Below are 14,170 nucleotides of genomic sequence, written 5' to 3' on the forward strand. Positions count from 1 at the left end.
GAACTGGCTCACAAGATGAATTCGTCGACCTTCAGACCGAACGCGAACTGACCGACGACCGACAGCACCCGTTCGGCATCGTTGGACACGTGCATGTGGGCGGTCTGCACATCACGCCAGACCCGGTCCACCAACCCGTCGAGGTCCGGCCCCGAGCGCTCCACGAACCATCGGACCACCTGCACCGCGCGTTCGAACGCCACCACCTGGTCTCGGCGACCGCGCAACAGCAGCTCGGCGGCCGGGAACGCATCGCGGGCAGCACAGTCCATGAATTCGTTGAGATTGCGCCGGATTTGACGTATCGACAACTGCACTCCGGTGCTTGCGACCGCTATCGCATCCAAGGGCCCGGTGATGTCCGGACGGCGTGCGGCGAGCAGGCCCAGTGCGGCGCCGACCACCGGAACCGTCCCGGCATGGGTGTACAGCACCGTCTGCGGAAGCCGGTACAGCGGCGCCAGGGTGGCGCGCGGCTGCTGGGTGACCCCGAAGGTGCGGTAGCGGGGCACCAGCGCACCGGACACCACCACCTCGTCGGCGCCGATCCCGCGCAGGCCCACGCCGTTCCAGCTCGGCTCGATGGTGAAGTCCTCGCGGGGCACCAGCGCGACGGTGAAGTCCTGGGCGGCGCCGTCCTCGCCGACCAGCACCGCGCCGGCCATCAGCCACGACGCGTGCTGCGCACCCGCGCAACGACTCCACCGCCCGGAGAGCCGGAAGCCGCCGTTGACCTGTTCCAGCCGTCCGGTCGGGGCGTAGGACTCGCAGAGCAATGCCCGTGGGTCGGCTGCCCAGACGTCGCGCTGCGCCTGTTCGTCGAAGAGCGCGAGGTGCCAGGCATGCACTCCCAGCATCGCGGCCAGCCACCCCGTCGAAGTACACGCCGCCGCAATGTCGCGACTGGCGGTCAGGTACTCGTCCGGGTCGGACTGCGACCCGCCGAATGCGGTGGGCCGCAGCATCGCGAAAAAACCCGCATCGTGCAGGCCCCCGATGATGTCGGCGTCGACCGCGCCATTGCGGTCGACGTCGGCCGCCGCCTCGGCGATCGCCGGGAGCAGTGCGCGGACCGCCTCGATCGTCATGCGACGCCGACGCGCCCCGACTCCAGGACCGGATCCAGCGCGTCGACACCCGAGAGCCGTTTCATGTGGTCAGACTAGTGAACCGCGGCGTAACCACCGCTTGAATTCGGTCAAACTCGGATACCATTCGTCATCGCGCACCAGGAGGTGGGAATGACCGGGCCGTCCGCTGTGCACAGCGTCGCGCGCGAGATCGTCGACGCGGTGGCGCCCATCCTTACTCCCGGGGACGAAAAGCAGCCTTCGACACCGCAGTTGATCGCCGCGCTGCAGCAGTGTGCTGGATGGCAGATGTTGCAGCCGGCGCGATACGGCGGGCTGGCGATGGCCGCCGACGAGTCCGTCACGGTGATCGGTGAACTTGCCGCCATGGACGCATCGCTGGGCTGGCTCAGCGCGATGTTCAACGCGGCGGCCCACGAAGTCGGCGGCCTGCCCGGCGCCGCGGCCGACGAGGTGTGGCGCGGCGATGCGAAGGCGCTCATCGCGCCTGGCTACGGCTCGGAGGGGCGCCTGACGGTCTCGGGCGATGAATCCCGATTGAGCGGCTGCTGGCGCTCGGTGGCCGGTGCCGATCTTGCGGATTGGTTGCTGTTGACCGCTGACGGTGATGGTGGGCGCTACCGGGTGCTGCTGCCTCGCGAGCAGGTGAGCACCAAGCCGACCCGCAATCCGTCCGGACTCTTCGGGACCGATATCTGTGATGTCACAGTGTCTGACGTTGCCGTGCCCGGAAATCGGATCTTCGAACTGCCGGTTTCATGCGTGGCCGGCGCGGCGGCGGCGGCGACGGTGGTCGGCGCGGCCGACGGGGTGTGGCGTCTGCACGTACGGGAGATCCGCCAGCGACTGTCGGCCTCCTACGGCGGTGAGGATGTGATGGATCGGCCGTCGTCGACCATTCAAGTGGGCCGGGCCGCCTGTGACATCGACGCCGCCAGACTTCAGCTCGGGGCGTCACTTGAGGCCTCCATCGGCACCGCCGAAGCCGAGGCGCTGCGCGCGGCGACATGGGAGCAGCTGCAGGCCGCCGGCCGGGCACGTGACGCGGCCGACGAACTGCTGGCCAGCAGCCGGCGACACGCGCTGCAGGCCTCCGACCCCGTCACCCGGCTCTGGCAGGGCACCCACGCCTGCTTCCGGCTGGCGACCCGGCTGTTGGACGGCGTGTCAGACGGCCGCTAAACGGCCGCTAAACGCAATACCGTTCAGTTGGCCGCGTTCCCGACCGGACCCCGCAGGGCCCGGCCGGAGCCCATAGGGATAGTTGCCCGCCTTTGCGCGACAAGTCGCAGTGGCCTCGTGCACGCACCCGCGGTTGTCGCGTGCTAAACGGCCTTGTCGACCGACTCGGGCGCGGCAGGAGCCAGGGCCGCCAGTTCGGCGAGTGCGGCGGGCAGTCCGTCGGCGATCTCCCAGGGATCGGACACGTGGTCACCGCAGACGAGTGTGCAGATCGTCATCTGGTCCTCATAGCTCCACCCGGTGAAGTTCAGGCCCATCGGGAACACCACGGGCCCGGTCGAGATGAGCTTTTCGATCGGCGCCCCGGCCCAGTACAGGCGGCGCTGCGGTCCGCGCATGTTCGACGCGATCAGGCTGAAGGTCGGCCGGCGGGTCATCCGCTCGCTGACCAGTGGCAGCGCGCGCGAGTAGAACCAGAACAGCGGCCAGTACTCCATCCAGTCGTGCTGCAGCAGCGCATCCCGCTCGGCCTGCACCTCGCGCGCGGTCTTGGTGGCGTCGGCGATGGCGCGCAGGCGCTCGACGGGGTCGGCGATGTCGGTCGCGAGCACCACGTTCCACCGCGCGACGTGGTTGCCCCACTCGGTCTCGGCGCCGGGGGGCCGCATCGACACCGGCACCACCGCGGTCAGTGTCTCGACGGGCAGTTCACCGTTGCGGTCCAGGAAGCCGCGCAGCGCACCGCTGCAGACCGCCAGGAACACATCATTGACCGTGACACCGAAGGCCTTGCTGACCTGTTTGATGGTCCGCATGTCGCAGCTGTGGTAGGCGAACTTGCGGTCGGTGGTCAGCGGCGCGTTGAACCGGGTTCCGGGCGCGGAGAACGCGGCGGCATAGCCGGGCTTACCGGCCTTCTGGCGCCGACGCATGATGCCGGCCACCCGCACACTGCGGGCAACGATGCGGGGGAAGTTGAGCGCCGCGGCACCCTGGTGGCGCAAGACCATCGGCAACCATGTCCGCAGCCCGGGGCGCTGTTCGCCGGACGGCGGACCGGGCTGCGGCTGGGGAAGCGGCGCTTCGGGGTCCGTACTGTAGATCGTCTCGAGCAGCCGCAGCGAGGCCATGCCGTCGGCAATGGCGTGGTGCACCTTGAGCACGAAGGCGACCCGGCCGTCGGCGAGACCGTCGACGTACCACAGCTGCCACGGCGGGCGGTGGCGTTCGGTCGGTGCCTCCAGGATGTCGCCGATCACCGCCGCGAGCTCACGATCCCCGCCGGGTGCCGCCGCGGTCGTGTGCTTGACGTGGTAGTCCAGGTCGACTTGGGGCCGCGAGATCCACCAGGGCCGGCCGAACCCCAGCCGCGGCATCAGCAACTGCCACTGCAGTGGTTCGACGTGCTCCACCAAGGCCGGAACCGCGGCCCGGACCGTCTCGAGGTTGACCGGCTCCCGTCCCTGTCCCGGGTCGAGTACGACCGCCTTGATCGTGTACTGGGGCTGCACGTCGTTCTCCCACGCGAGGAAACTGTTGTCCTCACCCTTCAGGCGGCGCATCTCTCACCTCACTGGCTGAACCGGCTGGTACGTTCGTCGCTGCCACCCGCCCAGCGTGTGGCACGAGTCACTCTTACATGCAGGGTGTGTCGCAGGAGACCAGTTGTCTCGCCCAGTGAGACGTAGCGGCCCGAGCGCCGTGAGTGCCGCCATATGGTGCAGCTTGTGAAGCCAGAGAAACCGCTCCGGACCAAGGTGGCCGACGTTGCGGACCGGCTGAAGGTCACCGCACGCAGCCTCAAAGTCCTGCGCGAGGCCGGCCTGTCCGGCGGGCTCGTGGAGGGCATCCGTTCGGCGAAGAATGTCCGCAGCTATGGCGGGTTCGCCGGGGTTATCGAGTCGGCGGCGGTGAAGAACACCGACGCGATCGCCATCACCGACGAACTCGGCGACCTGACGTTCACCGAACTCAACGGGCAGGTCAACGCCCTGGCCCGGGCGTGGGCGCAGCTGGGCCTCGGCGACGGCGACGTGATCGCCGTGCTGTGTCGGGACCACCGCGGACTGATCATCGTGCTCGCGGCGGCCAACAAGATCGGCGCGCAGGTGTTGCTGATGAACACCGGGTTCGCCAAACCGCAGCTTGCCGATGTCGCGCAACGCGAACACGTCAGCGTGCTGGTCTACGACGAGGAGTTCACCGATCTGCTCTCCGCGGTGGACGCCAATGTGCGGCGCATCGTCGCGTTCACCGCCGACGGCACAGCCGCACCGGGATCGTTGGCCGGGCTGATCCGGTCGGCCTCCACGGCCGCGGTACCCGCGCCGGCCAAGCCAGGTGGGTTGACACTGTTGACCAGCGGCACCACCGGAACGCCGAAGGGGGCGCCGCGCGGCAAGACGTCACCGCTGTTCTCCGCTCAACTGCTGGACCGGGTTCCGCGGCGGCGCAACGAGGTCTGTATGTTGGCCGCCCCGATCTTCCACGGTACCGGGTTGGGGCAGGCGGTGCTGTCGCTGGCGTTGGGCAACCGATTGGTGTTGCGGCGCAAATTCGACCCGGAGGCCACCCTGCGGGCGATCGCGGAGTATCGGTGCAACGTGCTGGTGGTGGTTCCCACCATGCTGCAGCGAATCATGGCCCTGCCCAAGGAGGTCCACGACCGCTACGACACCTCGTCACTGCGGATCATCTTCGCCTCCGGCTCGGCCGTGCCGCCGGATCTGGTGGTGCGCACTCTCGACGAGTTCGGTCCGGTGCTCTACAACCTTTATGGATCAACAGAGTTGGCCGTGATGACCGTTGCGACCCCGGAGGATCTGCGCCATGACCCCCGCACCGCCGGGCGCCCCCCGGTGGGTTGTGCGGTGCGGCTCTACGACACCGACGGGACTGAGATCACCGCGCCCGGCGTGATCGGCCGCATCTTCGCCGGCAGCAGCGTCAGCTTCTCCGGCTACACCGACGGCCGGCGCAAGGACGTCATCGACGGGCTGCTCAGCAGCGGCGATGTCGGCCACTTCGACGACACCGGAAGGCTTTACGTCGACGGCCGCGACGACGACATGGTGATCTCCGGCGGAGAGAACGTCTACCCGCTCGAGGTGGAGAACCTGATCAGCGGCCATCCCGAGGTGCAGGAGGCAGCGGTGCTCGGGGTCGCCGATCCCGACTTCGGCCAGCGGCTCAAGGCATACGTGGTGCGTGCCGCGGGATCCGCACTGACCGCCGACGAGATCAAGGACTACATCCGGGCGAACCTGGCTCGCTACAAGGTGCCGCGGGATGTCGAGTTCCTCGACGTTCTGCCGCGCAACGCCACCGGAAAGTTATTGCGTGGCAGCCTGACCGAAGGGAGTGCTCGATGAGCCGGCCGACCACCGACTCGATGAAGCGCGAGACCGCTGACCGGATGAGCGCGGCCTTCGCGTCGATCGCCGCCGGCAACGGCAACGCGGCCGAGGTCCGGGCCAATTTGAAGGCCAGTCGCCGGCCCGCCATCCCGATTCCGGTGGCTCGCGTCGAGGAACGCCTCATTCCGGGCCCGGACGGCGAGGTGTCGCTGCCGGTGCGGATCTACTTCCCGTTCGGTGCCGGCGAGCCCGCGCAGCCGCCGCCTGTGCTGGTCTACTTCCACGGCGGCGGATTCGTGCTGTGCGATCTCGACTCGCACGACTCGTGCTGCCGGCGCCTGGCCAATGGCGCCGGGGTGGTGGTGGTTTCGGTCGATTACCGGCTGGCGCCCGAACACCCCTTCCCGGCGGCCGTGCACGACGCGTGGGCTGCCACCGAATGGGTGGCCGGCCACGTCGACGAGCTGGGGGTCGACCCGGCGCGGCTGGTGATCGCCGGCGACAGCGCCGGAGGCAATCTGGCCGCGGTGGTGGCCATGCTCGCCCGTGACCGCGGTGGACCGTCGATCGCCTTCCAGGTGCTGATCTACCCGGTCGTCGACCAGCGACGCAAATCCTCAACGGCCAGCAAGCACACCAAGAACGGCGTTCTGACCGGGTCGCATATGCAGTGGTTCACCGAGCAGTACCTCGGGCGAGAAGGCGACCGCACCAATGTGCTGGCCTCGCCGATCCTCGGCGACTTCACCGGATTGCCACCCGCGCACGTGGTGACCGGCGCGTTGGATCCGTTGTGCGAGGAGGGTGAGGACTTCGCGGGCCGGCTGCGCGGTGCCGGGGTGCAGGCCACCGTGCAGCGCTACGAAGCCGGCTTCCACGGCTTCTTCAATCTGGCCGACCACCTGCCGCTGGCCCGCGAAGCCAACGACGACGTGTGCGCCGTCCTGCGTGACGCGCTGGGCAGCACGACCTCCGCCCCCAACCAAGAACCGTAGAAGACGAAAGGGCCGCCATGAAACTGCAGAACAGCCGGGCGCTCATAACCGGTGCCAGCAGGGGACTCGGTAAGCACATCGCGGAGGTACTGGCCGCGCGCGGCGTCGACGTGGCGCTGGTGGCGCGAGACGGCGATGCCCTCGAGGTGCTGGCCAAAGAGCTCGACGGCAAGGCCTATCCGACCGACCTGGGCGACCCGGCGGCCGTGGAGGGCCTGGTCGACCGGGTCGAGGCCGACGGCCCGGTAGACATCCTGATCAACAACGCCGGCATCGACCATGTCGGCCGGTTTCACGAAGCGACCCCGCAGCAGATCCGCAGCCTGCTTCAGGTCAATCTGGCGGCGCCGATGGAACTGTGCCGTCAGGTGATGCCGCGCATGGTCCAGCGTGGGCGGGGCCACATCGTCAACGTGTCCTCCATGGGCGCCATCTCTCAAGGGCCCGGGGTGACCCTGTACGCGACTTCCAAGGCCGGGCTGAGCCACTTCACCGCCGGTATTCGGGGAGAGTTGCGGGGCAAGCCGGTCAACACCACGCTGGTGCAGATCGGCGAGGTCAAGACCGACATGCTCGACCACATCCGGGATTTCGGCCCGGCCCGGCGCACCATCGAGCGGTCCATTCGGTGGAAGATGATCCCCCGCGAATCGCTGGACCCGGTGGCGGTCTCGGAAGCCATCGCGGGAGCGATCGAGCGCAACCGCCGCCATGTCATCATGCCGCGCAACATCATTCCGATGGCGAAGTTCACCGAGTTCCCTAGGCGGGTCTCCGAGCTGATGCTGACCGGTATTGACCAGGACAGCGACTGATGGCGGGTGTGAACCTGTCCGGGAAGGTCGCGATAATCACCGGCGCCGCCCAGGGACAGGGCGCCGCGGAAGCCCACCTGTTCGCCGAGCTGGGCGCCCGGGTGGTACTCACCGACGTCCTTGTCGACAAGGGCCAGGAGGTGGCCGCGTCGATCGGTGATGCGGCCCGGTTCCTTGCGCACGACGTCGCCGATGAAAGTGGCTGGGCGACAGTGGTGGACGCCGCCGTCAGCGAGTTCGGTCGTCTCGATGTCCTGGTCAACAATGCCGCGATCTGTCGCGTTGTCCCGCTGGTCGAACAGTCCGTGGACGGTTTCGAGACCATGCTGCGGGTCAACCTCATCGGGCCGTTCCTGGGTATGCAGGCGGTTGTCGAACCGATGAAGGCGAGCGGTGGCGGCTCGATCATCAACGTGTCGTCGCAGGCCGGCCTGCAGGGGCTGGCCGGCTACACCGCCTACGGTGCCTCGAAATGGGGGCTGCGCGGCATGTCCAGGGTCGCCGCAATCGAGTTGGGGCCCTTCAACATCCGGGTGAACACCGTCTATCCCGGCATGATCGACACTCCGATGGTCGCGCATCTCGACGTGGAGCGCGGTCCGGGCGGGCACCCCGGTGCGCCGCTGACCCGGGTGGGAGCTCCCGAAGAGGTCGCCGACGTCGTCGCATTCCTCGGCTCGGACGCGTCGTCGTATGTCACCGGTGCGGAGCTGGCGGTGGACGGCGGTGCCAGCACGGGCCGGATACCGATTGTGCCGTCGTGACCGTCAACGCGTCGCTGGCGCAAGACTGGGCTGGACGGGTAGGACTGGCCCCGCACATCGCACTCGATGAGGCGGTGCTGGCCTTCATTCGAAGCCGCCAACCGAAGGACCCGCCGCGCGAAGAGGCGGAGCGAAGCATGGCGGAGATGGCGGCGGCCGCGAAGCTGTTCGAGAGCGAGGGCTGGTTGGCTGACCCGCGGTCCTACCATCGCGCACCCCACCCGCTGCGAAGCAGCGATTTGCAGTCACACGGATCAACGACGGTTCCCCGACACGAAACCGTCACGTTCGCATCGAATTTTCGGCCCCGCGAGGCCGAGCCCGGTGCACAGCGATGGACCGCCACCGAAGACAACGACACCGTCTTGGTCAGGCTGCTTCGCCACCGTGAACCCAGGGCGCCGTGGGTGGTCTGCCTGCACGGGTTCGGCATGGGCTCGTCGCGATTCGACGTGACCTTTGTATGGGGGAGCTATCTGCATAAGCAGCTCGGGTTCAACGTGGCGGTGCCGGTGTTGCCGTTCCACGGACCGCGCCGGATGCCGGGCGACTTCCAGATGTTGTCGATGGACCTGTCCGCCACCCTGCACTCGATCAGCCAGGCGATCTGGGACATTCGCCGGCTGGTGGGCTGGATCCAGGAGACCAGCGGAGCGCCGGTGGGGGTGTACGGGCTGTCCCTGGGCGGCTACCTGGCGGCCCTGCTGGCCGGTGTCGAACCGCTCGACTGTGTGGTCGCGGGCGTCCCCTTCGTTGACGTGCCCGCCTTGATGGCACACCACAGCCCTCCGCCGGCGTATCTGGATACGCTGCGCGCGACGGAGACACACGACGTATTCCGGGTCGTTTCTCCGCTGGCGATCAAGCCGCTGCTGCCGCGGGACCGTCGTGCGATCGTCGCGGCGCGAGCCGACCGGCTGATACCGGCCGACCAACCGCCGGCGCTACAAGCCGCCTGGGAGTCGAGTCGCCTGGATTGGTGCAACGGAGGTCACGTCGGTTTCGTATGGTCGCGCACAGCCAAATCCTTGGTGGGACAACGATTCCAGGAGTCGTTGTACGCATGAAGGTGGACTGGGACGAAGAATGCGACGTGCTGGTGGCCGGGTCCGGCGGCGGAGGCGTCACCGGTGCCTACACCGCTGCCCGCGAGGGACTTGAGGTCATCCTCGTCGAGGCGACCGACAAGTTCGGCGGCACCACCGCGTATTCCGGCGGCGGGGGCGTGTGGTTTCCGTGCAACCCGGTGCTGCTGCGGGCCGGCACCGACGACACCATCGAAGACGCGCTGGAGTACTACCACGCGGTGGTCGGCGACCGTACTCCGCGCGAATTGCAGGAGACCTATGTGCGCGGCGGCGCGCCGCTGATCGCCTACCTCGAGGAGGACCCGGACCTGAGGTTCTCGGTGTTGCCGTGGCCGGACTACTTCGGCAAGGCACCCAAGGCCCGCCTCGACGGCCAGCGTCATATCGCCGCCAAACCACTGGCCGTCGCCAAGGCACCCGAACTGCGGGGTCAGGTGCGCGGCCCGCTCGACGCCGACCGGCTCGGCACCGAGCCGCCCGAGGACTACTTCATCGGCGGCCGCGCGTTGATCGCGCGGTTCCTCAAGGCGACCGGGAACTATCCGGGCGCGTCACTGCGATTGATCACCCCCCTGGTCGAATTGGTGAGCGATGACAGCGGTGTGCTCGGCGCCGTCGTCGAGACCGCGGGGGAGCGCCGGGCCATCCGGGCACGCCGCGGAGTACTGCTGGCCGCCGGAGGTTTCGAGGGCAACGACGCGATGCGGCAGCGCTACGGTGTGCCGGGTGTCGCGCGAGACACCATGGGGCCGTGGGGAAATCTCGGCCAGGCCCATGAGGCGGCGATCGCGATCGGAGCCGACACCGACCTGATGGACCAGGCCTGGTGGTCGCCCGGGATGACGCACCCGGACGGGCGCTCCGCGTTCGCGCTGTGGTTCACCGGCGGCATCTTCGTCGATCAGGAGGGCAGGCGGTTCGTCAACGAATCCGCGGCCTATGACCGCATCGGCCGCGCCATCCTCGACCGGCTTCGCGACGGGTCGATGACCTTGCCGTACTGGATGATCTACGACGACGCGCAAGGTCCGGTGCCGCCGGTCAAGGCGACCAATGTGTCCATGGTCGAAACGGAGCGCTATATCGAGGCAGGCCTGTGGCGCACGGCCGACACCCTCGAGGAGCTCGCGGGCCTGATCGGTGTCCCGGCGGCGAACCTGGTGGCGACGGTCGAGCGGTTCAACGCGTTCGTCGCCGCAGGCGTCGATGAGGACTTCGGCCGAGGCGACGAGGCTTATGATCGGGCGTTCTCGGCCGGTGCCTCCCCGCTGGTCTCGATCGAGCGGGCACCGTTTCACGCGGCCATGTTCGGCATCTCCGATCTGGGCACCAAGGGCGGGCTTCGCACCGACACCGCGGCACGGGTGCTGGACGCCGCGGGCAAGCCGATCCCGGGACTGTACGCGGCCGGCAACACGATGGCGGCGCCGAGCGGTACCGCCTATCCCGGTGGGGGAAACCCGATCGGGGCGAGCATGTTGTTCAGCCACCTGGCGGTGCTGGACATGCTGGGCCGGTCGCCCGACCGATGTTGACCCCGACGGTGTTGCCGTCGATGCCGGCGTTAGCGTGAGACCCATGACGACACAGCTGAGCCACGACGAGACCCTGCGTGAGGTCACCACCGAGCAGGGAGTGCTGCGCTACCACGAGGCCGGCGAGGGTCCCACACTGTTGCTGCTGCACGGCTCCGGTCCGGGCGTGACGGGGTGGCGCAACTACCGCGGCCTGTTGCCCGCCTTCGCCGAGCACTTCCGCTGCCTGGTGCTGGAATTCCCCGGCTTCGGGGTCAGCGACGACTTCGGCGGGCACCCGATGGTGACGGCCTTCGGCGCGGTGCCGGCGTTCGCCGACGCGCTGGGTCTGGACCAGTTCAGCATCGTCGGCAACTCGATGGGCGGCGGCGTGGGCATCGGCTACGCGATCGGCAACCCCGACAAGGTGCGCAGGCTGGTGACCATCGGCGGTATCGGAACCAACCTGCTCAGCCCGGGGCCGGCCGAGGGCATCCGGCTGCTGCAGGACTTCGTCGACAACCCCAGCCGCGACGCGCTGGTGCGGTGGCTGCACTCGATGGTCTACGACCCGGCGGTGATCACCGAAGAGCTCATCGAGGAGCGTTGGGCACTGGCCACCGACCCGGACACCCTGGCCAGCGCCCGGCGGATGTACGGCAAGGAAGCCTTCACGAACATGGTGAAGATGATGCAGGCATCCAAGGGGCCGCTGCCGTGGGCGATGATGCACCGCCTCAAGGCGCCGACGCTGGTCACCTGGGGCCGCGACGACCGGGTCAGCCCGCTGGACATGGCGCTGATCCCGATGCGGACCATTCCCAATGCCGAGGTGCACGTGTTCCCCAACTGCGGGCACTGGACCATGATCGAGGCCAAGGACGCCTTTATCCGCGTGGTGCTGGAGTACCTGACCCGCGACTAGTCAGCGGGGGTCGACGCGGCGTCTGCCTGGGCGAATCGCTGCGCTGAGTCGTGCGCTGGGGTTAGTGTGCGGTTTGGTCGTCGAAAGGGTTCGGGTGTGATGGTGCGCTTGGCTGCGCAACGCGAGCTGTGTCCGGACACGCTCCAGGGACAACCGGCCGACGCACCTCCTGCCAGCGCCAGTTAGCAATCGCTCGCTTACCATCCACCGGCTTGAGTCGGCGGGGAGCGGACAGCTCGGACAGCATCGCCTCGTCGTACAATCGCCATGGCTCATCGAGCCGGCCCCGGCCGCGTTAGCTCAGTTGGTAGAGCGTCGCTCTTGTAAAGCGGATGTCGAGAGTTCGAGTCTCTCACGCGGCTCCATTTCCTGTCGGTGCTGAGGAATAGCGTCGTCGCATGCCAGTGACCTGTCTCAGGTGCGGAGTCGATTTTGAAGGTCGTCGGCTAAGAGTGTTCTGCAGCAATGCATGCCAACAGTCACACCGCCGACGCTTGCTCTTGGAGGCCTGGCTCGACACCGGAGTCTGTGGTCGCACGTCCTACCTAGGCAACTACGTCCGGGACTACTTGAATGAGCAGCAGAGTGGTTGCTGTGCGATCTGCGGCATCGCCGGCAAGTGGAATGGCGTGAAACTGGTCCTGATCGTCGACCACATCGATGGAGACGCAAGCAACAATCGTCGTGAGAATCTGCGCTCATTTGTCCCAACTGTGACAGCCAGCTGCCGCGTACAAGACAAGGAATCGCGGCCGGGGTCGCTACTACCGGCGACTGCGGTACGCCGACGGCCTTTCGTATTGAGGCTGCCGCCGGGCGTGAAGCCAGCCGGGGTCAGGATCCGTCGGTGCGGCGACTGTCGGTCGGGTCCTGGTCGATCACCCGTTGGGAGCGCACCGGCCGTGACGACGGGCGCCGGCTGGACCGGCGCGGCAACAGCGGAATGCGTTCGGCGATGTTGCTCAGCGGGTTGACCACCATCGTCAGAGCGATCACCGCTTCCTGCAGGGTGTCGATCGCCGGTTCCAGCGCCTCCATGCCCGGCGCCAGCCGGCCCAGGGTGTCGGCGACATCCGCGAGTTGTTCCAGGGGCCCGTTGCGGGCGGTCAACTTGTCGATCAGCCCGCCGTCGGACAGCAGTCGGTCGGCAAGACCGTCCTCGGCCAGCAGGCGTTCGATCAGTCCGTCCTCGTCGGTGAGCTGGTCCACCAGGCCGCCGGGCTGCAGGGCCCGCTGCAGCCCGCCCCCCTCGGCGGTTAGCCGGTCGATCAGCCCACCCGGCCCGGTCAGCTGGTCTACCAGCCCGCCGGGCGCCAGCAGCCGGTCAGCCGGGCCGCCGGGAGCCAGCGCGCGCCCCAGCGGCGCGTCGTCGTCCATCAACTTGGCCAACCGGTTGGCCCGGCCGATGGCATCGTCGAGGCCCAGCATCTGCGCCATGGAGTTGGCCGTCCCCCGGCTGCCGGTCTCGCCGAGCGACTGCCGTACCAGCCCCAGCGCCGCGGTGGCCACCCCGAGTCCGGCGTCGGCGATCGACAGACCGATCCGTGCCGGGGCGGTGGACACGGCGATCAGCTGCTTGGCCAGGCTCACCAGGTCAGTCTAGGGGGAATCGGGAACGGATATCAGCTAGTTTGATTGGCAGCAAACGTACAGTTGATATCCAGGTCATTTTCAATGGGCCGCGAGGGAATTGACGCTATGGGAGCAACAGCTGCGCAAGACGCCGCACCGGAGGCCCGAGTTCTAGTCGTCGATGACGAATCCAACATCGTTGAACTGCTGTCGGTGAGCCTGAAATTTCAGGGATTCGAGGTCTACACCGCCTCCAGCGGGCCGGCGGCGCTGGACCGAGCGCGTGAGGTCCGCCCGGACGCGGTGATACTCGACGTGATGATGCCCGGCATGGACGGGTTCGGCGTATTGCGCCGGTTGCGCGCCGACGGCATCGACGCTCCCGCGCTGTTTCTGACCGCACGGGATTCGCTGCAGGACAAGATCACCGGGCTGACCCTGGGCGGCGACGACTACGTGACCAAGCCGTTCAGCTTGGAGGAAGTGGTCGCCCGGCTGCGGGTCATCCTGCGGCGGGCGGGAAAGGGGGCCCAGGAGCCCCGCAACTCGCGGCTGACGTTCGCCGACATCGAACTCGACGAGGACACCCACGAAGTGTGGAAGTCCGGTCAGCCGGTGTCGCTGTCGCCCACCGAATTCACCCTGCTCCGGTACTTTGTGATCAACGCCGGCACCGTACTGAGCAAGCCGAAGATCCTCGACCACGTCTGGCGGTATGACTTCGGCGGCGATGTCAACGTGGTGGAATCCTACGTCTCCTACCTGCGGCGCAAGATCGACACCGGCGAGAAACGGCTGCTGCACACGCTGCGCGGAGTCGGCTACGTGCTGCGCGAGCCGCGATGAAAGACTGGCGCCGGTAACAGGT

Annotated in this window: 12 protein-coding genes, 1 tRNA gene and 1 pseudogene; 11 read left to right on the top strand and 3 right to left on the bottom strand. The window is 67.9% G+C overall.

Features of this window, described 5'->3' with window-relative positions; translation table 11 throughout:
* Window positions 1–8: 8 nt before the first annotated feature.
* Window positions 9–1,088, bottom strand: a complete 1,080-nt coding sequence (locus tag AWC16_RS10300; RefSeq protein ID WP_085264642.1) for an acyl-CoA dehydrogenase family protein — start codon at window positions 1,086–1,088, stop codon at window positions 9–11.
* Between the two features lie 153 nt (window positions 1,089–1,241).
* Between AWC16_RS10300 and AWC16_RS10305 the strand changes: the two genes are divergently transcribed.
* Entirely contained in the window at window positions 1,242–2,273 is a 1,032-nt protein-coding gene (locus tag AWC16_RS10305) for an acyl-CoA dehydrogenase family protein (RefSeq protein WP_085264643.1), read from the top strand.
* A 143-nt stretch (window positions 2,274–2,416) separates the two neighbouring features.
* On the opposite strand, the gene AWC16_RS10310 is transcribed toward AWC16_RS10305, so the two are convergent.
* Window positions 2,417–3,835, bottom strand: a complete 1,419-nt coding sequence (locus tag AWC16_RS10310) for a wax ester/triacylglycerol synthase family O-acyltransferase (RefSeq protein ID WP_085264644.1) — start codon at window positions 3,833–3,835, stop codon at window positions 2,417–2,419.
* 153 nt (window positions 3,836–3,988) lie between these two features.
* Between AWC16_RS10310 and AWC16_RS10315 the strand changes: the two genes are divergently transcribed.
* The 9 genes and pseudogenes from AWC16_RS10315 (at window position 3,989) to AWC16_RS10355 (ending at window position 12,534) form a co-directional block, all read left to right on the top strand.
* Window positions 3,989–5,644 carry an AMP-binding protein gene (locus tag AWC16_RS10315; RefSeq protein WP_085264645.1) on the top strand — a complete coding sequence of 552 codons (1,656 nt, stop codon included), beginning with the start codon at window positions 3,989–3,991 and terminating at the stop codon, window positions 5,642–5,644.
* A complete protein-coding gene (locus AWC16_RS10320) occupies window positions 5,641–6,624 on the top strand; it encodes an alpha/beta hydrolase (protein ID WP_234812209.1) in 984 nt (327 codons plus the stop codon). Before AWC16_RS10315 ends, AWC16_RS10320 begins: the two co-directional genes overlap by 4 nt.
* A 17-nt stretch (window positions 6,625–6,641) precedes the next feature.
* The gene (locus AWC16_RS10325) at window positions 6,642–7,439 is read left to right on the top strand and encodes an SDR family NAD(P)-dependent oxidoreductase (protein WP_085264646.1); all 798 of its coding nucleotides are present in this window, start codon (window positions 6,642–6,644) and stop codon (window positions 7,437–7,439) included.
* Complete coding sequence (locus AWC16_RS10330; protein ID WP_085264647.1) at window positions 7,439–8,203, top strand: glucose 1-dehydrogenase; 765 nt, start codon at window positions 7,439–7,441, stop codon at window positions 8,201–8,203. Before AWC16_RS10325 ends, AWC16_RS10330 begins: the two co-directional genes overlap by 1 nt.
* Window positions 8,200–9,270 carry an alpha/beta hydrolase gene (locus AWC16_RS10335; RefSeq protein WP_234812210.1) on the top strand — a complete coding sequence of 357 codons (1,071 nt, stop codon included), beginning with the start codon at window positions 8,200–8,202 and terminating at the stop codon, window positions 9,268–9,270. Before AWC16_RS10330 ends, AWC16_RS10335 begins: the two co-directional genes overlap by 4 nt.
* Complete coding sequence (locus AWC16_RS10340; RefSeq protein WP_085264648.1) at window positions 9,267–10,826, top strand: FAD-binding protein; 1,560 nt, start codon at window positions 9,267–9,269, stop codon at window positions 10,824–10,826. The genes AWC16_RS10335 and AWC16_RS10340 overlap by 4 nt, the downstream gene beginning before the upstream one ends.
* 43 nt (window positions 10,827–10,869) lie before the next feature.
* Window positions 10,870–11,730: an alpha/beta fold hydrolase gene (locus tag AWC16_RS10345; protein WP_085264649.1), complete on the top strand. Its 861-nt coding sequence runs from the start codon at window positions 10,870–10,872 to the stop codon at window positions 11,728–11,730.
* A gap of 289 nt (window positions 11,731–12,019) precedes the next feature.
* A tRNA-Thr gene (locus tag AWC16_RS10350) sits at window positions 12,020–12,095 on the top strand.
* Between the two features lie 33 nt (window positions 12,096–12,128).
* Window positions 12,129–12,534 (top strand): annotated as a pseudogene (locus AWC16_RS10355) (HNH endonuclease).
* A gap of 30 nt (window positions 12,535–12,564) precedes the next feature.
* Here AWC16_RS10355 and AWC16_RS10360 read toward each other — a convergent pair.
* Window positions 12,565–13,320, bottom strand: a complete 756-nt coding sequence (locus AWC16_RS10360; RefSeq protein WP_085264650.1) for an MlaD family protein — start codon at window positions 13,318–13,320, stop codon at window positions 12,565–12,567.
* An 84-nt stretch (window positions 13,321–13,404) separates the two neighbouring features.
* Between AWC16_RS10360 and AWC16_RS10365 the strand changes: the two genes are divergently transcribed.
* On the top strand, window positions 13,405–14,148 hold the full coding sequence (locus tag AWC16_RS10365; RefSeq protein WP_207572299.1) for a response regulator transcription factor: 744 nt from the start codon (window positions 13,405–13,407) through the stop codon (window positions 14,146–14,148).
* The last annotated feature ends 22 nt before the right edge of the window (window positions 14,149–14,170 follow it).

Origin of the sequence: Mycolicibacter longobardus (assembly GCF_002102265.1) — a bacterium.
GTDB classification, from domain to species: Bacteria; Actinomycetota; Actinomycetes; order Mycobacteriales; family Mycobacteriaceae; genus Mycobacterium; species Mycobacterium longobardum.

Excerpts from the sequence above, each read along its gene's own strand:
- AWC16_RS10300 (WP_085264642.1), bottom strand. The coding sequence starts at position 1,088 with ATGACGATCGAGGCGGTCCGCGCACTGCTCCCGGCGATCGCCGAGGCG.
- AWC16_RS10305 (WP_085264643.1), top strand. The coding sequence starts at position 1,242 with ATGACCGGGCCGTCCGCTGTGCACAGCGTCGCGCGCGAGATCGTCGAC.
- AWC16_RS10310 (WP_085264644.1), bottom strand. The coding sequence starts at position 3,835 with ATGCGCCGCCTGAAGGGTGAGGACAACAGTTTCCTCGCGTGGGAGAAC.
- AWC16_RS10315 (WP_085264645.1), top strand. The coding sequence starts at position 3,989 with ATGGTGCAGCTTGTGAAGCCAGAGAAACCGCTCCGGACCAAGGTGGCC.
- AWC16_RS10320 (WP_234812209.1), top strand. The coding sequence starts at position 5,641 with ATGAGCCGGCCGACCACCGACTCGATGAAGCGCGAGACCGCTGACCGG.
- AWC16_RS10325 (WP_085264646.1), top strand. The coding sequence starts at position 6,642 with ATGAAACTGCAGAACAGCCGGGCGCTCATAACCGGTGCCAGCAGGGGA.
- AWC16_RS10330 (WP_085264647.1), top strand. The coding sequence starts at position 7,439 with ATGGCGGGTGTGAACCTGTCCGGGAAGGTCGCGATAATCACCGGCGCC.
- AWC16_RS10340 (WP_085264648.1), top strand. The coding sequence starts at position 9,267 with ATGAAGGTGGACTGGGACGAAGAATGCGACGTGCTGGTGGCCGGGTCC.
- AWC16_RS10345 (WP_085264649.1), top strand. The coding sequence starts at position 10,870 with ATGACGACACAGCTGAGCCACGACGAGACCCTGCGTGAGGTCACCACC.
- AWC16_RS10365 (WP_207572299.1), top strand. The coding sequence starts at position 13,405 with ATGGGCCGCGAGGGAATTGACGCTATGGGAGCAACAGCTGCGCAAGAC.